The sequence below is a fragment of the Prevotella sp. OH937_COT-195 genome (genome assembly GCF_003932845.1).
Lineage (GTDB): Bacteria > Bacteroidota > Bacteroidia > Bacteroidales > Bacteroidaceae > Prevotella.
On record NZ_RQZH01000012.1, the window covers coordinates 1 to 21,218 of the forward strand.

Annotated in this window: 18 protein-coding genes; 6 read left to right on the plus strand and 12 right to left on the minus strand. The window is 40.5% G+C overall.

Translation table 11 applies throughout. From position 1 onward, the window contains the following. Window positions 1-273: 273 nt before the first annotated feature. The 5 genes from EII32_RS06015 to EII32_RS06035 form a co-directional block, all read right to left on the minus strand. Window positions 274-1,371 carry a GDP-L-fucose synthase family protein gene (locus EII32_RS06015; RefSeq protein WP_125234540.1) on the minus strand — a complete coding sequence of 366 codons (1,098 nt, stop codon included), beginning with the start codon at window positions 1,369-1,371 and terminating at the stop codon, window positions 274-276. 11 nt (window positions 1,372-1,382) lie between these two features. Continuing rightward, window positions 1,383-2,468: a GDP-mannose 4,6-dehydratase gene (gmd, locus tag EII32_RS06020; RefSeq protein WP_125234541.1), complete on the minus strand. Its 1,086-nt coding sequence runs from the start codon at window positions 2,466-2,468 to the stop codon at window positions 1,383-1,385. 4 nt (window positions 2,469-2,472) lie between these two features. After that, a complete protein-coding gene (locus EII32_RS06025; RefSeq protein ID WP_199741404.1) occupies window positions 2,473-3,531 on the minus strand; it encodes a mannose-1-phosphate guanylyltransferase in 1,059 nt (352 codons plus the stop codon). Window positions 3,532-3,540: 9 nt separating this feature from the next. Beyond that, on the minus strand, window positions 3,541-4,530 hold the full coding sequence (locus EII32_RS06030; RefSeq protein WP_233582320.1) for an endonuclease: 990 nt from the start codon (window positions 4,528-4,530) through the stop codon (window positions 3,541-3,543). 84 nt (window positions 4,531-4,614) lie between these two features. Then, the gene (locus EII32_RS06035; RefSeq protein WP_125234543.1) at window positions 4,615-6,918 is read right to left on the minus strand and encodes a transglycosylase domain-containing protein; all 2,304 of its coding nucleotides are present in this window, start codon (window positions 6,916-6,918) and stop codon (window positions 4,615-4,617) included. A 116-nt stretch (window positions 6,919-7,034) separates the two neighbouring features. On the opposite strand from EII32_RS06035, the gene pyrB reads away from it, so the two are divergent. Both pyrB and pyrI read left to right on the plus strand, forming a co-directional pair. Further along, a complete protein-coding gene (pyrB, locus tag EII32_RS06040) occupies window positions 7,035-7,985 on the plus strand; it encodes an aspartate carbamoyltransferase (protein WP_125234544.1) in 951 nt (316 codons plus the stop codon). Between the two features lie 16 nt (window positions 7,986-8,001). Beyond that, window positions 8,002-8,457: an aspartate carbamoyltransferase regulatory subunit gene (pyrI, locus tag EII32_RS06045; RefSeq protein ID WP_125234607.1), complete on the plus strand. Its 456-nt coding sequence runs from the start codon at window positions 8,002-8,004 to the stop codon at window positions 8,455-8,457. Between the two features lie 217 nt (window positions 8,458-8,674). Here pyrI and EII32_RS12765 read toward each other — a convergent pair whose 3' ends face one another. The 5 genes from EII32_RS12765 to EII32_RS06070 form a co-directional block, all read right to left on the minus strand. After that, complete coding sequence (locus tag EII32_RS12765; RefSeq protein ID WP_125234545.1) at window positions 8,675-9,898, minus strand: transglycosylase SLT domain-containing protein; 1,224 nt, start codon at window positions 9,896-9,898, stop codon at window positions 8,675-8,677. 9 nt (window positions 9,899-9,907) lie between these two features. Further along, window positions 9,908-11,539, minus strand: coding sequence for a dipeptidase (locus EII32_RS06055; protein WP_125234546.1), 1,632 nt, complete (start codon window positions 11,537-11,539; stop codon window positions 9,908-9,910). A gap of 61 nt (window positions 11,540-11,600) precedes the next feature. Then, window positions 11,601-13,226, minus strand: coding sequence for a M23 family metallopeptidase (locus EII32_RS06060; protein ID WP_125234547.1), 1,626 nt, complete (start codon window positions 13,224-13,226; stop codon window positions 11,601-11,603). Further along, complete coding sequence (gene nadC / locus EII32_RS06065; protein WP_125234548.1) at window positions 13,220-14,068, minus strand: carboxylating nicotinate-nucleotide diphosphorylase; 849 nt, start codon at window positions 14,066-14,068, stop codon at window positions 13,220-13,222. The genes EII32_RS06060 and nadC overlap by 7 nt, the downstream gene beginning before the upstream one ends. A 24-nt stretch (window positions 14,069-14,092) precedes the next feature. Further along, window positions 14,093-14,587 carry an outer membrane beta-barrel protein gene (locus EII32_RS06070; protein ID WP_125234549.1) on the minus strand — a complete coding sequence of 165 codons (495 nt, stop codon included), beginning with the start codon at window positions 14,585-14,587 and terminating at the stop codon, window positions 14,093-14,095. A gap of 354 nt (window positions 14,588-14,941) precedes the next feature. On the opposite strand from EII32_RS06070, the gene EII32_RS06075 reads away from it, so the two are divergent. The 4 genes from EII32_RS06075 (at window position 14,942) to EII32_RS06090 (ending at window position 20,408) form a co-directional block, all read left to right on the plus strand. Then, complete coding sequence (locus tag EII32_RS06075; RefSeq protein ID WP_125234550.1) at window positions 14,942-16,624, plus strand: glycoside hydrolase family 10 protein; 1,683 nt, start codon at window positions 14,942-14,944, stop codon at window positions 16,622-16,624. 48 nt (window positions 16,625-16,672) lie between these two features. Next, window positions 16,673-17,431: a TrmH family RNA methyltransferase gene (locus tag EII32_RS06080; protein WP_125234551.1), complete on the plus strand. Its 759-nt coding sequence runs from the start codon at window positions 16,673-16,675 to the stop codon at window positions 17,429-17,431. Window positions 17,432-17,560: 129 nt separating this feature from the next. Beyond that, window positions 17,561-19,291 carry a lysine--tRNA ligase gene (lysS, locus tag EII32_RS06085; RefSeq protein ID WP_125234552.1) on the plus strand — a complete coding sequence of 577 codons (1,731 nt, stop codon included), beginning with the start codon at window positions 17,561-17,563 and terminating at the stop codon, window positions 19,289-19,291. A gap of 121 nt (window positions 19,292-19,412) precedes the next feature. Further along, window positions 19,413-20,408 (plus strand): NAD(P)H-dependent glycerol-3-phosphate dehydrogenase, encoded by a 996-nt coding sequence (locus EII32_RS06090; RefSeq protein ID WP_125234553.1) that lies wholly within the window; start codon window positions 19,413-19,415, stop codon window positions 20,406-20,408. Window positions 20,409-20,592: 184 nt separating this feature from the next. Here EII32_RS06090 and EII32_RS06095 read toward each other — a convergent pair whose 3' ends face one another. Continuing rightward, window positions 20,593-20,817: a hypothetical protein gene (locus EII32_RS06095; RefSeq protein ID WP_125234554.1), complete on the minus strand. Its 225-nt coding sequence runs from the start codon at window positions 20,815-20,817 to the stop codon at window positions 20,593-20,595. A gap of 241 nt (window positions 20,818-21,058) precedes the next feature. Next, window positions 21,059-21,190, minus strand: coding sequence for a hypothetical protein (locus tag EII32_RS12710; protein WP_255416450.1), 132 nt, complete (start codon window positions 21,188-21,190; stop codon window positions 21,059-21,061). Between the last annotated feature and the right edge of the window lie 28 nt (window positions 21,191-21,218).

The following is a 21,218-nucleotide window of genomic DNA, read 5'->3' on the forward strand; positions in this document are numbered from 1 at the left end:
TCGAATAAATCCCTCGTTGGGCTCGGATTTGAAGCCCGACGAGGGGTAAAGGGGGAGTATATTCTTCTCGAAAAGAACTCTAATCATTCCTTTGAAGCGTTCTGATAGGGCTCCTCTTAGGGAGCATTTAATTATTCAAAGGTCTCATAATGTTGGCAGCGGCGGCGTATAACTTCAAAAGAGCTATGAGAGTTCTTTTGTGGATTATAAAAAAAATCAGCGTGAACTTCGATTTTACAAACTTCACGCTGAAATATAGTTTTTAAGGAACGACTAAGTAAGATGATTAATACAAATACCTTTTTTATACCATTCGTACATACGGTGTATACCTTCATCTATTTCCACTTTATGATGCCATCCCAAGCCGTGCAGTTTGCTGACATCTGTAAGTTTTCGGGGGGTACCGTCAGGTTTTGAGGAATCCCATCTTAAATCTCCGCAGAAACCAATTTCGTGTATTATCTTTTCTGCAGCCTCCCTTATGGAAATCTCCTTACCTGTACCTACGTTAATATGGCAATTCCGAATTTCCTTCTGTCCGACCTTGTAAGTATCCTTGAAATCAACATTTAGAAGAACATGTACACTCGCATCTGCCATCTCTTCACTCCATAAAAACTCTCTCATTGGCGAGCCTGTTCCCCAAAGCATGACGCTATCATAATGTATTCCGAATTTACCAAGCTTCTCAAGAATTTCTTTCTCGGAATTACTGCCGTTGACACCTTCCACCGGACGCAGATCTATATCTTTACGCACCGCTTCCCAGTTATTCTCATTCAAACATTTGGCAAGATGTATTTTGCGTATCATGGCCGGCAGCACATGACTATTTTCAAGATGGAAATTGTCGTTTGGACCATAAAGGTTAGTTGGCATTACGGCAATATAATTGCAGCCATATTGTATGCTGAAACTTTCGCACATCTTCAGTCCCGCAATCTTTGCAATGGCATAAGGCTCATTGGTATATTCCAATTCGCTCGTCAACAATTCTTCTTCTTTCATCGGCTGTCTTGCCATACGGGGATAGATACATGTAGAACCGAGGAACAAGAGTTTATTGACTCCATGGCGATAACTCTCGCCTATAACATTCTGCTGTATCTGTAGGTTTTTATATATGAAATCGGCACGATACTGCAAATTTGCCATTATTCCGCCGACATGAGCAGCGGCAAGTACTACGGCATCGGGCTTTTCCTCATCGAAAAAAACACGCACTGCAACAGGGTCAAGCAAATCGAGTTCTTTGTGCGATCTGCCCACAAGATTATCGTAACCACGTCCTTTCAAGTTGTTCCATATCGCCGAACCTACAAGTCCTTGGTGCCCTGCCACATAAATCTTTGATTTTTTACTTAACATTTCTTGTTGTTTTATTCGGCGATTTGAGCCTTTAGATATAATTTTTTCACAAATTTCATGTCGTGTTCCACCATAATTCTTACAAGTTCATCGAAAGTTGTCTTTCTTGGATTCCAACCCAACTTGTCTTTCGCTTTCTTAGGATTTCCAAGCAACTGATCCACTTCCGCCGGACGGAAATATTTCGGGTCAACTTCTACAATAACCTTACCGGTTTTCTTGTCAATACCTTTCTCTTCAATACCTTCACCTTTCCATTCCAACTCTATGCCTACATGATGAAAAGCAAGTGTGGCAAATTCCCTTACTGTGTGATATTCGCCCGTGGCAATTACAAAATCTTCTGGTTTCTGCTGTTGCAGTATGAGCCACATACATTCAACGTAATCCTTGGCATATCCCCAATCTCGTAAAGAGTTAAGATTACCCAGATATAGTTTGTCCTGCATTCCTTGTACAATTCTTGAGGCTGCAAGTGTTATCTTTCGAGTGACAAAATTTTCACCACGTCTTTCACTCTCGTGATTAAACAATATGCCATTGCAACAATACATATTATATGACTCACGATAATTCTTCATTATCCAAAAAGCATAAAGTTTTGCAACAGCATACGGACTACGTGGGTAGAAAGGTGTTGTCTCGGACTGCGGAACCTCTTGAACCTTTCCATACAGTTCCGATGTTGATGCTTGATATATTTTGCAACTATGTTCCAAACCGCAAATGCGAACAGCCTCAAGAAGACGCAAAGTACCTACGGCATCAGTATCTGCCGTGTATTCGGGAACATCGAAACTAACTTTCACGTGACTTTGGGCTGCAAGGTTGTAAATCTCTGTGGGACGCGTCTCACCGATTATACGAATAAGTGAAGACGAGTCTGTCATGTCTGCCCAATGCAGGTTGACAAGTCTGGCTTTCTTCATATCTCTCACCCATTCATCAAGATATAGATGCTCTATTCGTCCTGTATTGAAAGAACTGCTCCTGCGAAGGAGACCGTGTACTTCATACCCTTTTTCAATAAGGAACTCTGCAAGATACGAACCATCTTGCCCCGTTATTCCTGTTATCAATGCTATTTTCTTTTCCATATATTTATGCTTTGAAATCCTTTATTCTTTGTTCTTCCGACAGTTTGCAGATTAAGAGTTTTCCGTCTTTTTCTGCAACAATATATCCATCAAGTCCTTGGATAACTACCTTGTTGTTCCGTGTCGTATGTATTATGCAGTTTTGTGTTTCATATAATCGCACATTATCGCCTATGATACTGTTTCCGTATATATCTCGCTTTGTCTGTGTCAGCAAAGAACCCCATGTTCCGAGATCGCTCCATCCGAAATCGGAAGGACATACGAAAATTTCTTCTACTTTCTCCATTATGGCATAGTCAACAGAAATGTTGGGACATTCCGGATAACGTTTGTCTATAATACCTTGTTCCCGTTCTGTTCCATAATCTCCGATCATACTCTCGAATATCTTGCTCAATGCAGGTTGAAAAATCCGGAATGCATTAACTATTGTCGTTATATTCCATATAAAAATACCTGCATTCCAAAAATAACTATTATCTTTTATATATTCCTTCGCTGTATCATAATCCGGTTTTTCCTTGAAACTGTCAACCCTGAAAATTTCTTTGTTACGAATGCTGCTTAAAGATAAATCCGCCCGAATATAACCATATCCTGTTTCCGGACGAGTAGGTTTCATTCCAAGAGTAACGATAGCATCATTTTCTTTCGTAAAATCCAGACATTGTTTAACCACCCTCCTAAATTCTTCAACATCGGTTACGATATGATCGCTTGGGGTAACTACGACATTTGCTTTAGGGTCTTGTCTTTTTATGCGCCAACTTACATACGCTATACAAGGTGCCGTATTCCTTCTACATGGCTCACAAAGAATCTGATTGGAAGGCATGTCAGGCAAGTGTTTCCGTACCATGTCTGCATATTTGCCATTTGTTACTACCCAGATGTTTTCGGGGCAGACAACACCCTTGAAACGATCCATTGTCAGTTGCAGCAGCGACCGTCCAACTCCGAGTACATCTATAAACTGTTTCGGGCATTCATCGGTACTCATAGGCCAGAATCTACTACCTATTCCACCCGCCATTATAACAAGATGGTTTCTATTATTCATGATTTTGCTTTATTTATTTAATAAATACTTTTTACCGTTCATTATGTATATACCGCGTGTTGTCTTTTCAACTCTTCTTCCTTGCAAATCAAAGATAACCGAATTTTGACGACGTTCTTCATTTTCTATCTGTACAATGCCAGACGAAAAATCATACTTGTCGTAAGAAAAAGGAGAACCAACCTTACTACCCCAAATATATTCTTCAAGTCCGGGATAGTCTATAAAAGGATTTCGGTTTTTTTGAATTGCATATACAGCATCATTTCTTGCAGTTTCCTTTGGGCTTACGGGATCGTCTTTCGACCATTGCATCAGCATATTCATCTGCCAGTCCTTGTAAGGTTTGTATGAATCTTGTGCGAGAATTGCACCTTCGTCCCCATTCCATTTCTCTATTACATTTTCATATCGTGTAGCCATGTAAAAATAATTGCGAGCCATATCGCCCTTATATTCGTCATTAGGTTCAAATACAATGCCGGAATAACCTTCAGTGGTACTGCGACCGAGTTTACTATAATTGTTATTGCTCGAATATTTCTCACCGTTATTAGTACCAAATGGATAATTGTCTCTTTTATTGTTTACATACCCGTCAGACGGCATTACATGAAAAAGATCCGTGTACATGGGATACTTTTTACCACCGAACCAACTCTTGGGAAAAGTATGTTCCCGATTATACACATCTCCCTCTTCCTTATAGTTTCCCGCCTGATCAACACCGTATGTATAATCGGAAGTATTGCTATATATATCATATATTTTATTGGTTCCCGGCTTTGTGTCGGTTGTTTTATAAGCTGTCCATATTGCACTGTACGTCTGCTGGTTATAACCTTTGCTTATTATGTTGCATAATGCAGTTTTCAATGTGCGTCCCGTTTTCCCGTCAGCGTCTTTATAGTACGTGCCGGTATTGTTTGGAGCCTGAGCCAATGCTACGGTAAAATTAATTAAGGCCATGAAGGTCAATGAGTAAATCTTAAAGTTCATTTTTATTTGTTTTGATAATTATATTTTTCAAAGGTAGTAAAGTTTATTCAACCTTGCAAATATACATATTAAAATAGCATTTAATTATTCATAAACCTCTTCAATACCATTCATTCCCAGATCTTCTGCTCCGCAAGGATTGAAATCTTCCGGTATATCGAATTTGTCATTTTCATTATATCCGAGTGATTTGTCGGACAATACTTTCTTCATGAAATATGCCCATATAGGCAGAGACATGCTTGCTCCCTGCCCGATGCCGCCGGAATCAAAGTGTATATCACGGTCTTCACCGCCAACCCATCCGCCACATACAAGGCGCGGAGTGAAACCAATAAACCAACCGTCGGAGTTGTCGTTTGTAGTTCCCGTCTTGCCTCCCATCTCACATTTCACATTATACCTGTTGCGCATGCGGGCACCAGTTCCGTGGTCAACCACTGCCTTAAGCATATCTATCATTCTATAGGAGTTTTCCTCACTTATAACCTCTTTCATCTGTGGCTGAAAATTAGCAATCACATCACCGTTGCTGTTTTCTATTTTTGTAACGAACATTGCGGCAGAACGAATTCCGTGATTGGCGAAAGCGGTATAGGCAGACACCATTTCCCTTACACTCGCTTCGTATGCACCAAGACAAAGTGCCAGCGAAGGCTGTATTCCGGTGGTACATACTCCGAACTTTTTCAGCATTTCCATATAAACAATACCACATTGTCGGTAGTCGTTTGGCACGAGTCTGCTCATAAGATATGCAGAAACGAGGTTGTTGGAGTTTTGCAATCCCCACTTCAATGTTACCATGCCGCGGGCACTGCCGCGTGGCGACCAGTTGCCATAATTATGACGCACACACGGTACTATGTTGCACGGAGTAAAACCATGCTCCAAAGAAAGGGCGTAAAGATACGGTTTTGCCGTTGAGCCTACCTGACGACGACCAAGACTGACCATGTCGTACTTAAAATGGTTGAAATCAATACCGCCGACATAGGCTTTTACTGCACCCGTACGAGAATCAAGACACATGAAGCCGGCACGAAGGAAACGTTTGTAATATTTTATGGAATCCATCGGTGTCATTACAGTATCTATCTCCTCATTATATGTGAACACACTCATTTCCACCGGTGTGTTGAAATTCTTATCTATTTCCTCTTCCGATGCACCACTTTTTTTCAAAGCCCTATAACGGTCTGTCTGTCTTTTTGACCTTTCATATATTCGCTTTACCTTATCAGTCGAAGCCGTAGAACTGTATGGAGCATTTCTCTTATACTTGTTTTCGGAATTAAATGCAGGTTGTAGCGTTTTGGAAAGGTGTTCTCTTACAGCCTCCTCAGCATACTTCTGCATTGAAGTATTGATTGTTGTATGTATTTTAAGTCCGTCTGTATATACGTTATACGGTTCGCCGTTTTTCTTGAAATTCTTATTGCACCATCCATAAAGTGGGTCTGTTTCCCAATATAAAGAATCTATTGAATACTGAATCCGGTTCCATGAAGGATAGTCTTTAAATTCCGGTTTCTTTGCCATCATATATTGCCGTAGGAACTCACGGAAATAAGGAGCTTCACCATCTTTGTGACTTGTGCGATGGAAGTCTAATTTAATTTCCTCGGCACAAGCGTCATTGTATTGTGATCGGGTTATATATGCAGACTTGAGCATCTGTCCGAGTACCACGTCACGTCTCTCCTTGCAACGTTCCGGATACCTTACAGGATTAAAGTAAGATGGATTTTTGCACAAGCCTATAAGCGTAGCTGATTCTGCAAGCGTCAATTTGCCGGGTTCTTTGTTGAAATATGTATTTGATGCACGTTTTATTCCTACGGCACTATGCAGGAAATCAAAATAATTGAGATACATTGCAATAATCTCTTCTTTCGTAAAATTACGCTCGAGTTTAACTGCAATAACCCATTCTATTGGTTTCTGTATCAACCTTTCTATAGAATTATGCGCAGCCTCACTATATAATTGCTTGGCCAATTGCTGAGTTATGGTCGAGCCACCTCCGGCACTTGCCTGTCTCATAAGTCCACGCTTTATTACGGCACGTCCCAAAGCAATGAAATCAATGCCCGAATGTTCGTAAAAGCGTTCGTCTTCCGTAGAAACCAATGCGTGAACAAGATCCGGAGACAAATCGTTATATTCAACCATTATGCGGTTTTCACGATTTATGTTCCAAGTTCCGATTATTTTTCCATCTTCGGAATATATCTGTGACGCATATCTGCTTATTGGATTTTGCAAGTCTTCCATATTAGGCATGTAGCCGATAAATCCAAACCAAATTGCAAAAAAGCCAAGTACTACGCAACCTGTTACGGAAAGCAATACAAACCATAGAGATATAACAAATTTCTTTCTCATTAGAATAGTTGTTCTTTTATCGAACGCAAAAATACAACTTTTCTTTGAATTTTTCATCAAGAAATAAAAAATTATGTGTAACTTCGCAGAAAAATCATTAAACAACATTCTGTGCGATGAAAAAAAACAATTTCGTAACCATTGCTGATCTGTCAAAAGAAAAAATAATGTATTTAATTGAGATGGCACAGCAATTCGAGAAGTACCCTAACCGCGAACTTCTTAAAGGAAAGATTGTTGCAACTCTTTTTTTTGAGCCTTCCACAAGAACGCGCTTAAGTTTCGAGACCGCAGCCAACAGACTCGGTGCAAGGGTAATAGGTTTTGCAGACCCTAAAGTAACGAGTGGAACAAAAGGAGAAACCTTAAAAGACACCATCTTGATGGTAAGCAATTACGCAGATATTATCGCAATGCGCCACCACATAGAAGGTGCGGCACAATATGCAAGCGAAATATCACCAATACCAATTGTAAATGCCGGAGATGGAGCACATCAACATCCGTCACAGTGCATGCTTGATTTATATACTATTTATCAAACGCAAGGCACTCTTGAAAATCTAAATATATTTCTTGTCGGAGATTTAAAATATGGTCGCACGGTTCATTCACTGATAATGGCAATGCGTCATTTCGCCCCCACTTTCCATTTCATTGCACCGGAAGAACTCGCAATGCCCAACGAATATAAAATTTATTGCAAAGATAACGGAATAAAATATGTAGAACACTCTGATTTTAACGAGGATGTTATAGCAGACGCAGATGTAATATACATGACAAGGGTACAGAAAGAACGGTTTAGTGACTTGATGGAGTATGAAAGGGTAAAGAACGTATATATCTTAAAAGCAGATATGCTTAAATATGTCAAACCCAACATGAAGATACTTCACCCGCTTCCTCGGGTCAACGAAATAGCATACGATATAGATGACACCCCATACGCTTATTATATACAACAAGCTCGCAACGGACTTTATGCACGCGAAGCGATTATATGTTACGTGTTAGGTATAACCCTCGATGAAATCAAGGAAGACAAGACAATAATCAACAATTAAACTTTAATATAAGATGTTGAACAAGAAAGAAAGATTGGTTGCCGCCATAGAAAATGGTACAGTAATAGACCATATACCTGCGGAGAAGACTTTTCAGGTTGCAAGTCTGTTGGAATTGTTGGAAATGAAGAGTATAGTTACCATTGGTAACAATTATGCCTCTAACAAAATTGGCAGAAAAGGAATTATAAAGGTTGAAAACAAATTCTTTTCAGATGAAGAAATATCACGTTTGTCAGTCGTGGCTCCCAACATAGTATTAAACATAATAAAAGACTATGAAGTTGTTGAAAAAAAGAATGTTGAAACTCCCGATGAAATTCGCGGTATTGTGAGATGCAACAATCCAAAGTGCATTACGAACAATGAGCCTATGCAAACAGTGTTCCATGTAGTTGACAAAGTTGAGGGGACATTGAAATGTCACTATTGCGACGTGGAACAGGATATAGATAAAGTTGAGTTGATATAATGTCGGTTCATTTGTGCTTAGTCGTACCGCAATATAGCCGAAATTACCGACCAAATTCGGCGGTTTTACTGACCAAATTCGGCGAAATTGCCAAATAGTTTCTATCTAATGACAAACATGCTCGTTATCAACTTGTAGCAGAACATACATCAAAAAAATATATATGGATAGTAATATGCAAAATTATTTTTCAAGATCTCAGTAGAAGTAATTACTTTTAAAGAGATTTTGTTTCCTTTATATGTGAAGTATTGTTTCCTTTATATTTATGGTATCTTTTTATAATGGCACGAACATATTCTGTTGTTTCGCTACTCCTCACATAACCATGTCGTACCAGAGGGTCGTTGTAATATTTCGGTTTACTTAGCAATGACAGATAATATTCCACGTCTTTCCACGACTCTCCGTTGGCTCCGTTCCTTCGTGCCAATGCACGAGCATCAGATATGTGACCGGCTCCGCAGTTGTATGCTGCAAGTATAAAATTTATTCTCTCTTCAAAAGGAGTTATGCCAGAATAAAGAGAAGATAGTTTCGCCATCAATTTTGCCGCGGCATGCACGTTTGTTTCCGGTTCGAATATCTTTCCACGCGGAACACCGAGCGAAAGTGCGGTCTGCGGCATAAGTTGCATTAATCCGCAAGCACCTGCCCAAGAACATGCCTCCGGATTGAACCCTGACTCTTGATAACATTGTGCTGCAAGCAGTTCCCAGTCGCATCGTGCCAGCGAAGCATATTTCTTGAACAAGTCGTCCCATGGCGACAATGCACCGTGTGGCATGGGCGGTATTTTAATCCTTACTTTCAAAGGATTTGTTTCTGCGAAACCTTCATCATAGCGTTTCCTGTTATAATCATTTATTCCGAAACCGCTTGGTGCACTACCTCCCCATACACCGAAAGGAGATATCAGATTCGTGCTGTTACGAAGTGCGGCATATCCTTTAACCTGTAATTCTTTACCTTGTTTGGAATACCATTTATTGATTGCATCGGCCAGTTCATCGCTTTGTGAAGAAACCACCCATTGACGGTTCCCGTTCTCTTCTTCCACACCACAGAAACGGAATTCCGCATCATCTTTTTTCTGCATGGGTGTTATAATAATGTCCGCTTCTCTTTCAATCAACATTTTTTTCAGTTCGGCCGAATCACGACAAATATTAACACGAAGCATTATTCCGAGTTCGGTAGCAAAATTATTACAAAGCAAATAATTCAATCCAAGCCTTTCCCCACGATACTCATAATAAGTATCAGGCCCGTAAAGCGTGGCTGCTATGATTTCTCCATTTGTGATAATATCATCCAATGATAATGCTGTATTGTATGATAAAGTATCCCCCCAAGGCGGCAGTCCGCCTCCTGTCGGACTTACCGAGCAGGAGGCGAACAGTGTCGCTGTAAAGAAGATTATCGTACAAACAAACTTCATTTATATTAACTATGGCTGAACAAACTTGTCGCCTGTTTCTTTTATAAGTTTTCTTGCATATTTCTCTGGGAATCCGGGACGTTTCACTTTTGCTCCAAGTCCTTCCGGCGTAAGTTCAAACTTTCCGTTCACCTCTGGTTTTTCTGCCATGTCATTATATTTCACTATGAGGTAAAATGCAAGTTGTTTCCAACGTTCGAGCATTTGCTGGGCGGTCTGATTGCTATAATCGTTAAGATATTTCCGTGATAATGCAGGATCTTGTCCATGCAGTTTCAAGGCATGCTCCTCAACTTTCTTCTGATTGATGAAATATTGATTTTCAAGTGAATCTCGTACAGCTTTCAGTGCCGGGAACATCTGTGAATATCGTGGATAAACCATGTTACTAACCCAGTTACAAACCCAAAAAGCATTATCCATAGAGAATGTCACAGCATCAGCTCCGGGGGTGTTATAGCATTCCGGTTGAACGGTATTGCAGCAATATATCGGTGTATATGCTATCATGTTTCCGTCATCATTTCCCCACCACATGCAGCCACCTATTTCGCGTGGGAGCCATGAGCGCATTTGGCTTACATAACTGAATCCGGTTTGCTGAGTACTTGTAGGACGTTCATTGAAACATTTTTTTCCATCGACCTCGAATGACAGCGGAGTCGGACGATAAGGCATATCCCAAATACCACCTCCCATATCGTTATCAAGAGCGAACGGAGTACCTTCATAATGATCGCGCATACAATCTTCAATGTCTTGCACACTTACCTTACGGTTCGGTATAATCCACAGTGGCATCGGTTCTGCATTGGGAACTTTACCCATTGCATAATCAAGGTACGGTGTCATATCTGCAAAATGGTTGAAGAAACTCCATACGCGTGCTTCACAATACCTTCTACCCCCGAAATCCGGTGCCCCGTATGCAGCATTAAATGAGAATTCGGCATCTTTTCCCGAGAAAAAGCCCATTTCACGAGCAAACTTTATAACGTCCTTTGAATATAGAACATTTTTCTTGTCTTTTTGGTCAAAGGTGGTAATCCTGCTTTGGTTTGCATGTGCACTTATGGCATTGTCCGGTATGCGTACAGCCACCCATACGGCACCTTTCCTGTCCGGTCCCTTACCCACCATTTCCATTATCCAAGCCTCGTTAGGGTCGCATATCGTGAATGACTCGCCACCAGAGTTGTATCCATGCTCGGCAACAAGCGATGTCATAATATTTATTGCCTCACGAGCAGATTTACAACGTTGCAGAGTAATATAAATCAGAGAGCCGTAGTCAAGTATTCCTGAAGGATTTACAAGTTCTTCACGACCGCCGAATGTTGTTTCGCAAATAGTCACCTGCCATTCGTTAATATTACCTATTACATTATAGGTCTCAGCAGCCTCGGGAATTTCTCCATGATAAACATTGTTGTCCCAATCATATACCTTGCGCATCTCTCCTTTTGCATGTTTTGCTGCGGGAAAATGACACAATCCCTGAAACATTCCATAGTCATCGGCATTATAAGTACAAATAACCGAACCATCGGTACTTGCTCCCTTGCCTACAATGAAATTCGTGCAAGCCATTGATATGCTTGCGCTGCATAAAGCAGCCAATAAGAAAAACGTTTTCTTCATAACATTAGAATTTTAATTATATAGTATTAAACACTTTATATACATGATAAATATTTATGTGTTACCACAAGATTTTCCATATCTCTTTTATAGTATTACTGCAATTATCTGTTGCACATATAGTTAACGTTCGCTCCGAACCTTTGCGTTTTATTGGAGTTTCGTTAAGAATACATCTTTTATTTGTTGATTTCGGAACGTCTTCAAACAATACGAACTCGCCATCTACATAAGCCTTGAACGAAGCAATTCCACTTTTCCCGTCAACAACGTCCAATACTAAATTACCATTGGTTTCTGACAACAATTTCACCTCCGGAGGAGTGTCATCATACGCCACCTCATAACTTAGTCCGAGGTCACGAATATATCCTTTCACCCATCCGTTATCATATTTCCCTTCGATGTAACGGTCGTAAATGTCATGGCAAACGATGTAAAACTTATCTGTATGTTTAACATAATTGGTCAATACCTTTAGACGGATTTCGCCCCAATCGAATATTGGCATAAGTCTTTCATAGAAAGTATATGCCGCAGATATTCCGTAATGGTTCGCCGTCTCTTGCGGATTAATGTAAATGTCTCTTGGCAACAGACCTCTTTTCAGTGTTAACATTACATCAGGACGTTTCAACGTATTATCAATGTTGCATGACATGAAATTGCCCGCCGGTACTTTTCGTGGTTCTATATCCTGCCGTTTACCATTTATTACAAAACAATATTCATTCTTGTTACCGAAATAGTCACAAACCGAATAAGTCAAGTGATAGAGGCGTTCCTCGTTAAAGATAACCACTCCTCGGTTGTCATCAACAAATATTGTGGGTATATTTGTGCCTTTGTCAAGAAAAGACTTCATAAACCACATGCGATTCTCCGTGTAGTAATCAAAGTCGCCCCACGAGTTAACCATCCGGTGTTTGTTCTCTGGAATACGACTCATATCGCTTTTGAAAACCGTATCGCCATCTACAATAAGTGCCGAATGCCTTATACCAAGCCGATTCCAACTACCTTCCATACGGTCTTCTGCATGAAAAGCAAAGCCAACCTTACCCCATGCCGTCATTTCCGACATGTTGCCGGACAGGGCATATCGTTGCTTACGATTGCTTCCACAGAACATACCCTCTCCTTCTACGGGCATTACCATTACGGCATCGACATTTGGTGCTGTTTTATCTTTTACATATATGCCTATAAATTCAAGTGGATCGAGTGCATCCCATGTACGGGTGTCATGAACCTCAAGATGAAGATGCGGAGCAACACTTGCACCGGTATTTCCACTGACGGCTATCAACTGACCTTCGGCCACCGGAAAATCCGTAGGTCTTAACACTACGTCTGCAACATATTGCTGATGTGCATATTGCCATTTCTTAACCATTGCTGCCATCTGTGGAATGAAACGCTGCAAATGACAATATACGCTTGTATAACCATTTGGATGTCTCACATAAACAGCATTACCAAAGCCGTTCTTTCCGACCGTAACACGACAAACATAACCATCTGCTATCGAGAAGACAGGTTTACCTTCTATTTGTCCTGTCTTCACATCGCATCCGGCATGGAAATGGTTGGGGCGTGGCTCACCGAAATTCCCGGCCAACATTACATCGTGATGGATAGGTGGAGAGAAAGTAAGCACAGCACTTAGCAACAATGATGTCAGCATGCCTTGAAACTCATGTCGAGACCTTTTACCGAATGGGTCAGGGCACCCACCGAGACAAAATCAACACCACATTCTGCATAGTTACGTATGGTATCCAATGTTATGCCACCGCTCGACTCCGTTTCATATTTCCCTCCTATCATTTCTACCGCTTTCTTGGTGTCTGATACACTAAAGTTGTCTAACATTATTCTATCTACTCCTCCACATTCCATCACTTGCCGTAACTCATCAAAGGAACGAACTTCTATCTCTATTTTAAGATTCAGTCCTTTCTTTTCAAGATATTCATGGCAACGATTTATTGCATTGTTGATACCACCGGAAAAATCAACATGGTTATCCTTTAGCAATATCATGTCAAAAAGACCGATGCGATGGTTAACGCCTCCACCTATCTTAACTGCGTGCTTTTCAAGCATTCTCATGCCGGGTGTTGTCTTACGGGTGTCAAGAACGCGAGTCTTTGTTCCTTTAAGTTTCTCCACATAAACATTTGTCATCGTTGCAATGCCGCTCATTCTTTGCATTATATTGAGCATCAGGCGTTCCGTCTGGAGTAAAGAACGGGTTTTTCCACTGACTATCATGGCAACATCGCCTTTCTTTACCTTCGAGCCGTCGCCCATGATTACCTCCACTTTCATGTCAGGGTCAAAACGTGCAAAAACTTTCTTGGCGGCCTCAACTCCTGCAAGTATCCCGTCTTCTTTTATAATAAGTCTGCTGCTGCCGGTGGCATTCTCAGGAATACAACATAATGTGGTGTGGTCTCCATCACCAATATCTTCTGCAAATGACAAGTCTATCAATCTTTCTTCCAATTCTTCTGTCAATAACATGCCAAATATAATTTACCATTAATTTTAATCCTTGAACAAATACACTCCCACTCCGAGACGCAATCCGAACTTGCTGTAATCCGAATGTTTACGGAACGATTGGGCATAATACAATGACGGCTCTATTGTAACGGTGCGGTTTACAAAAAAAGCATATCCCACTTCTATTCCCGGCATTATATCATTATAACTATGATTGGCATGCAGCAGTTTCGCATTTACACCGAAATACAGACCGTTTTGAATTATATAATAGCGGCCACCTACTCCCAACGTAAAATCTGTGGGGGCATCGTTCCTACCAAAATACTCCACGGCGGCATTTGCTTTCAACATGATATTGTCCATTACAAAATATCCTCCTTGTGCTTCTAATCCGAAATGAAGTTTATCTACACCACTGTAACTTAAGTCAAGTCCTGTCAATGACGCACCGAGGTAAATCTTTCCCTGTTCAAATTGTGCATTGGCTGATAATGATGCAACCAAAGCAATGATAAACATTGTTATTTTCTTCATACCATAATTTTTTTTATTCATAATTTTAAATTTAAACATTATACACTTGCTTTTATCTTTTCCAAGAGAAAGAAACATGCAAATGAGATTATTAATATCGTATCAGCGTCTTGCCGTTTTGTCCATACCGGATAACCAAATCAGCCGGAGTCTTTTTATCATCGGGAGAGAAAATTCTCTCAACAACTTTGCCATGGATGAAATACTCAGATATGAGTATTACAAGGCTAATAACAAATGTTATCATACGATGTTTACAATTCCTTTAATTTATTAAAAACCGAGTGCAAAGATACTATTTTTTATCAAACATGCAAAAGATTGCCGGAAATATCGCTAACTTTGCAAACGATTATGAAAAAGAAAAATATAATTCTATCCATAGCCGTCATGCTTTCATTGACGGTCTGTGCCCAAAAGAAAATGAACATCAATTATGGTGAGACTCCTAAAAGAGAAGTCAGGGCTGTATGGCTTACAACTGTTAAAAGTCTTGATTGGCCGGAAATAAAGGCTGACTCACCGGAAAACATAAAAAGGCAGCAGAAAGAACTGACGGACATTTTGGACAAACTTCAAAAGGCCGGCGTAAATCTTGTGTTGATGCAATCAAGAGTGAGGGCATCTACAATATACCACAGCGACATCGAACCTTGGGATCAGAATATCACGGGTATCCCGGGGAAATATCCGGGTTACGACCCACTGCAATTTGCAATAGAACAATGTCATGCAAGAGGTATGCAAATACACTCGTGGATAGTAACATTGCCAATAGGTCCTTGGAATTCGTATGCGGCAAAGCAATTGCAGAAAAACCATCCGAACATTTTGCGCAAGATTGGAACCGACGGATATATTGATCCGGAAAACCCAGATACGGCTCCATACATTGCCGATATTTGTGCCGAAATAGTAAGAAAATATGATGTAGATGGTATTCATCTTGACTACATAAGATATCCCGACGCTTGGAAAATGCCGGCAAACAGGGCAAAATGCCGTGAAAACATAACTCGTATCGTGAAAGCCATAAACCATGCGATAAAAAAAGAGAAACCGTGGGTTATGCTTAGTTGTTCGCCGGTAGGAAAGCATGATGACTTGACAAGATTCAGTAGCAGGGGATGGAATGCACGTAATGCAGTGGCACAAGACGCACAACAATGGTTGAAAGACGGATTGATGGATGCTGAGTTTCCCATGATTTATTTCAAAGGGGACAATTTCTATCCTTTCGCACTTGATTGGAAAGAAAACTCAAATGGAAGGATTATGGCGCCGGGACTCGGAATATATTTCATGCACCCATCGGAAGGACGCTGGAACTTGATTGACGTTCAACGGCAGATGAATTATCTGCGACAGATTGGCGTGGGGCATACATATTTCAGAAGCAGGTTCTTTACCGAGAACACCAAGGGGTTATATGATTTCACCATAAATGAATTCGATCGTTTTCTTGCGGTAGTTCCTGCAATGTCATGGCTTCAAAAAACACCGCCGACAACTCCGACTTGCCTTAGTGTTAAAAATGGAGTCGACAAACAAGTGTTAACATGGAATGCAGCAAGAAGCAGAAGCGAAAGTCCGGATGTATCATACAACATTTATGCTTCCCACGAAGAAAACGTAGATGTTGACGACCCGAGAAATTTGATAGCACAATTAGTAAAAGGCACATCACTGATAATAGACACTAAAATTCCATACAATTATGCCGTATGTGCAATCGACCGTTTCGGGAACGAAAGCGAACCTGCGATGGTGGAAGGAAAACATAAAAAAAACATGTTCCCACATCTTATTGAGAACAACGGGAAAATTGTCAGGCTTCCATCACGTCCGAACACACTTGATGCAGAATATGTCATTTTCAAATCATTGGCAGGCACACCGATTGCCACTCGCATATATCATGGAGATGTCATAGACATTACTACTCTTCCCTGTGGTTTCTACTCTATCCATTCTCTCGGAAAGAAAGGAAGAACTCACCGCATCGGTTGGATAAAGAAAGAAACGAAAAAACAATAATTCTTTTCTTTTTCAACCACAAATTGTATTTAACAAAAAGATAAAACAGTGTTAAGTAAAAATCTAATAAAATACATTCATTCTCTTGAACTTAAGAAATTTAGGAAAAGAGAAAAAGTTTTTGTGGCAGAAGGACCAAAGGTTGTTGGCGACTTATTGAAAGTTGTACAACCCAAAAAGTTGATTGCAACAAAAGAATGGTTTAAAAAAAACGGTGACAGCGACCATGAAGTAGAAATCGTGACAAACGATGAATTAGCCAAATTGAGTTTCTTGCAACATCCTCAGAATGTATTGGCGGTTTTCCCAATACCACGTATCAAAGAAAAAAACGATTATTCACATTTGCTTAAAGGCAAACTGACACTCGCACTCGACTCCGTTCAAGACCCTGGAAATCTCGGAACCATAATAAGAATTGCAGATTGGTTTGGAATTGACACAATACTTTGCAGCAACGAAACAGCCGATGTTTATAATCCGAAAGTGGTACAGGCAACAATGGGCAGCATTGCAAGAGTTCAAGTAATTTATGTAGATCTTGTGACTGCTCTGACAAGTGTAAAGGACAATATACCCATATATGGCACATTCCTCAATGGAGACAGCATATATGACAGCAATTTGTCAAACGAGGGCATAATCGTCATGGGTAACGAAGGAAATGGGATTTCCAAAAAAATTGTTGATTTGATAACAAACAGAATTTTAATACCGAGTTACCCAAAAGAACGAGAAACAGCCGATTCGTTGAACGTTGCCATAGCAACGGCTATCACCTGTGCGGAGTTTCGACGCATGGTATAACTGCGAGTCTATTAAAAAATACTTAAAAAGCACACTATATCAGAATTTATTGTTACCTTTGCAGAGACTATTTTAATAGGAACACATAAAAAAATAACAAATTAACAGAACAAAAAGAAATTGTATCACATGAACGTCTTAGAACTGAGTGAACAAGAAATAGGAAGGCGGCAGAGCCTTAAAGAATTAAAAGACATGGGCATTGACCCATACCCTGCGGCAGAATATCCCACTAATGCCTTTAGTACAGACATAAAGAACGAGTTTCGTGACGATGACGAGCAACGAGAAGTTTGCATTGCCGGTAGAATTATGAGCATCCGAGTAATGGGAAAAGCCTCTTTTGCCGAGTTGCAGGACTCCAAAGGTAGAATTCAAGTATATGTCACACGTGATGACATCTGCCCGGAAGAAAACAAAGATCTTTATAATAAAGTGTTTAAGAAACTCCTTGACATAGGAGATTTTATCGGTATAAAGGGTTTCGTTTTCAGAACGCAGATGGGGGAAATATCCGTCCATGCAAAAGAATTTACTCTCTTGAGCAAGAGTCTCAAACCGCTACCAATAGTAAAATATAAGGATGGAGTGGCATACGATAAATTCGATGATCCGGAACTTCGTTACCGACAGCGATACGTTGACCTCGTGGTAAACGAAGGAGTAAAAGAAACGTTCTTACAACGTTCGACCGTGTTGCGCACATTGCGACAAGTGCTCGATGAAAACGGATATACAGAGGTAGAGACTCCTATCCTGCAGACAATAGCAGGAGGTGCATCGGCTCGACCGTTCATTACACATTTCAACGCACTGAACCAAAACATGTTCATGCGTATCGCAACCGAACTTTATCTTAAACGACTTATTGTGGGTGGCTTTGAAGGTGTCTATGAAATAGGCAAGAATTTCCGGAACGAAGGAATGGATAGAAACCACAATCCTGAATTTACGTGTATGGAGTTGTATGTGCAATACAAGGATTACAATTGGATGATGTCATTTACCGAGAAATTACTTGAGAGAATCTGTATCGCAGTAAACGGCAAACCGGAACGTGAGATTGACGGAAAGATAATTTCTTTCAAGGCTCCATATCGTCGCTTGCCCATACTTGATGCAATCAAAGAGAAAACAGGATTTGACGTTAATGGAAAGACCGAAGAAGAAATTCGTTCATTCTGCAAGGAAAAAGGAATGGAGATTGACGACTCCATGGGAAAGGGTAAACTCATTGATGAACTCTTCGGGGAATTCTGTGAAGGAACTTATATCCAGCCAACTTTCATTACAGACTATCCTGTTGAGATGTCGCCACTTACAAAGATGCACCGCTCAAAAGCCGGTCTTACAGAACGTTTTGAACTTATGGTAAACGGAAAAGAGCTTGCCAATGCCTATTCGGAACTGAACGACCCTGTTGACCAAGAAGAACGTTTCGTGGAACAAATGAAACTTGCAGATAAAGGTGACGACGAGGCTATGATAATTGATAAAGATTTCCTAAGGGCATTACAATACGGTATGCCGCCGACATCAGGAATCGGAATAGGAATAGACAGACTCGTAATGTTAATGACCGGCAAAACTTTCATTCAAGAGGTTCTCTTTTTCCCACAGATGAAACCAGAAAAAACGATACCTCAGAGTAATGAAGCAGAATGGGCAGAGATTGGCGTTGCTCCGGAATGGGTACCTATACTGCGCAAAGCCGGATTCAATCTTGTAACAAACATCAAAGACGAGAAAGCACAAGGTCTGCAACAAAAGATTGGCGACATCGTAAAGAGATATAAACTCGAAATGCAGAAGCCGTCTGTGGATGAGATACAAATATGGATTAACAAAATCAACGAATGACAAATCGATGACAGGCAATAAACGGCAATAACGTTACATATAAATTCAATTTTTAAGACACTGTTCGTGTGTTGCCTGCCATCACCCTTATATATCTTTTGTAATATTAAATCGAAACACTATGTTTGACTGTGGGAAAATAGCAATAATTGGCGGTGGAAGTTGGGCAACGGCAATAGCAAAAATTGTTGTTGGGCATACACATCACATAGGATGGTATATGCGGCGAGATGACCGTATAGAAGACTTCCGCAGACTTGGGCATAACCCTGCTTACCTCGTAAGCGTGCGTTTCGACATGAATGAGATTGAGTTCTCAAGTGACATAAACAAGATTGTGGAGAATTATGATACTCTTGTTTTTGTAACACCTTCGCCATACTTAAAAAATCATCTTAAAAAATTAAAGACAAGAATCAAGGATAAATTTGTCATAACGGCAATAAAAGGTATTGTACCGGACGAGAATCTCGTATGTTCGGAATATTTCCATCATGTCTATGACGTTCCTCACGAAAACCTTGCATGTATAGGAGGACCGTCCCACGCAGAAGAGGTTGCATTGGAACGACTCTCATACCTAACAATCGGTTGTGTTAATACAGAGAAAGCTAAGACATTCGCAGATCTCATAGCAAGCGACTACATAAAGACAAAAACATCAACAGATGTTATCGGCATTGAATATTCATCAGTTTTGAAAAATGTTTATTCCATTGCCGCAGGTATTTGCAGCGGATTAAAATATGGTGATAATTTCCAATCGGTTCTCATGTCCAACGCTGTTCAGGAGATGAACCGTTTTATGACAGCAGTACACCCCATTGAAAGAGCAATAATAGATTCTGTATATATGGGTGACTTGTTGGTTACGGGGTATTCTAATTTCTCACGGAACCGCACATTTGGAACAATGATAGGAAAAGGATATAGCGTAAAGTCGGCACAAATTGAAATGGAAATGATTGCCGAAGGTTATTTCGGAACCAAGTGCATGAAAGAGATCAACCGTCACATGCACGTCAACATGCCAATACTTGATGCCGTATATAATATACTATACGAACGCATAAGTCCGCAGATAGAAATAAAGTTACTTACGGATAGTTTCAGATAAAATAAATAAGTGTTCAACATTTATTACGGTAGAGTCAACCGGCAAGTGCAAAATTACAATATCTTATTGAAGAACTCATCTTTTGGTGTGTGAAATTTCAACTTTTCCCTTGGTCTTCTATTGAGTTGAGTTTCTTCTGAATGTTCATAATTTTCTTGTCCGTGAAATTATAAAAACTTTGCTTCTAAGGGCTTTGATTGCTTTCACATATAGGCAATTTATGCATAAAGAGCATGCTTGCAGACTTCTGCCAACTATCTTGGCAATTTCTTTTCTTGCCGTTTCGCCTGATGTCAATAGTCCTCATGTCGCCGTACTTCGCGCTGCGGGTGAACTCCGCGTCTTTCAGTTCTTTCAGGTCAGCGATGGGGTTCGGTTTCGGTCGTCTGTTAATGTTCCTCGTTTCCATTTCTTCGTTTGGTTTTAATGGTGAAACATTCTTCTTGTTAATTCCTCTCCCGCCGCTTTCGCCACGGGAGAGGGTTATAGTAGATGTAGCAGGCGTGGTCCCCGTCGCCCGTCGGCTCCTGCCCCTTTGGAGGGCTTGGAGGAGACCTATTTTCTCTTTAAGGGCTTAGTCAGGGGGAAAGTGTTTCCCCCACCCCACACGGGAGGTGACGGTGTGAGCCTTTTACTTTTTGATGATTTTCTTATCTTACCATTATATATATACACTCCCACGGGCAGGCGGTCGAGGCTGTCACCGAGGCGGGCAGGGCAAACAGGGCTGTGAACAGCGCGACTGTCGCCGCGAGCATGTTCGTAAGTAAATTGGTTTTCATAATTGTTTGAATTAAGTCATTGATTTGA

Excerpts from the sequence above, each read along its gene's own strand:
- EII32_RS06015 (WP_125234540.1), bottom strand. The coding sequence starts at position 1,371 with ATGTTAAGTAAAAAATCAAAGATTTATGTGGCAGGGCACCAAGGACTT.
- gmd (WP_125234541.1), bottom strand. The coding sequence starts at position 2,468 with ATGGAAAAGAAAATAGCATTGATAACAGGAATAACGGGGCAAGATGGT.
- EII32_RS06025 (WP_199741404.1), bottom strand. The coding sequence starts at position 3,531 with ATGAATAATAGAAACCATCTTGTTATAATGGCGGGTGGAATAGGTAGT.
- EII32_RS06030 (WP_233582320.1), bottom strand. The coding sequence starts at position 4,530 with ATGAACTTTAAGATTTACTCATTGACCTTCATGGCCTTAATTAATTTT.
- EII32_RS06035 (WP_125234543.1), bottom strand. The coding sequence starts at position 6,918 with ATGAGAAAGAAATTTGTTATATCTCTATGGTTTGTATTGCTTTCCGTA.
- pyrB (WP_125234544.1), top strand. The coding sequence starts at position 7,035 with ATGAAAAAAAACAATTTCGTAACCATTGCTGATCTGTCAAAAGAAAAA.
- EII32_RS12765 (WP_125234545.1), bottom strand. The coding sequence starts at position 9,898 with ATGAAGTTTGTTTGTACGATAATCTTCTTTACAGCGACACTGTTCGCC.
- EII32_RS06055 (WP_125234546.1), bottom strand. The coding sequence starts at position 11,539 with ATGAAGAAAACGTTTTTCTTATTGGCTGCTTTATGCAGCGCAAGCATA.
- EII32_RS06060 (WP_125234547.1), bottom strand. The coding sequence starts at position 13,226 with ATGCTGACATCATTGTTGCTAAGTGCTGTGCTTACTTTCTCTCCACCT.
- nadC (WP_125234548.1), bottom strand. The coding sequence starts at position 14,068 with ATGTTATTGACAGAAGAATTGGAAGAAAGATTGATAGACTTGTCATTT.
- EII32_RS06070 (WP_125234549.1), bottom strand. The coding sequence starts at position 14,587 with ATGAAGAAAATAACAATGTTTATCATTGCTTTGGTTGCATCATTATCA.
- EII32_RS06075 (WP_125234550.1), top strand. The coding sequence starts at position 14,942 with ATGAAAAAGAAAAATATAATTCTATCCATAGCCGTCATGCTTTCATTG.
- lysS (WP_125234552.1), top strand. The coding sequence starts at position 17,561 with ATGAACGTCTTAGAACTGAGTGAACAAGAAATAGGAAGGCGGCAGAGC.
- EII32_RS06090 (WP_125234553.1), top strand. The coding sequence starts at position 19,413 with ATGTTTGACTGTGGGAAAATAGCAATAATTGGCGGTGGAAGTTGGGCA.
- EII32_RS06095 (WP_125234554.1), bottom strand. The coding sequence starts at position 20,817 with ATGGAAACGAGGAACATTAACAGACGACCGAAACCGAACCCCATCGCT.
- EII32_RS12710 (WP_255416450.1), bottom strand. The coding sequence starts at position 21,190 with ATGAAAACCAATTTACTTACGAACATGCTCGCGGCGACAGTCGCGCTG.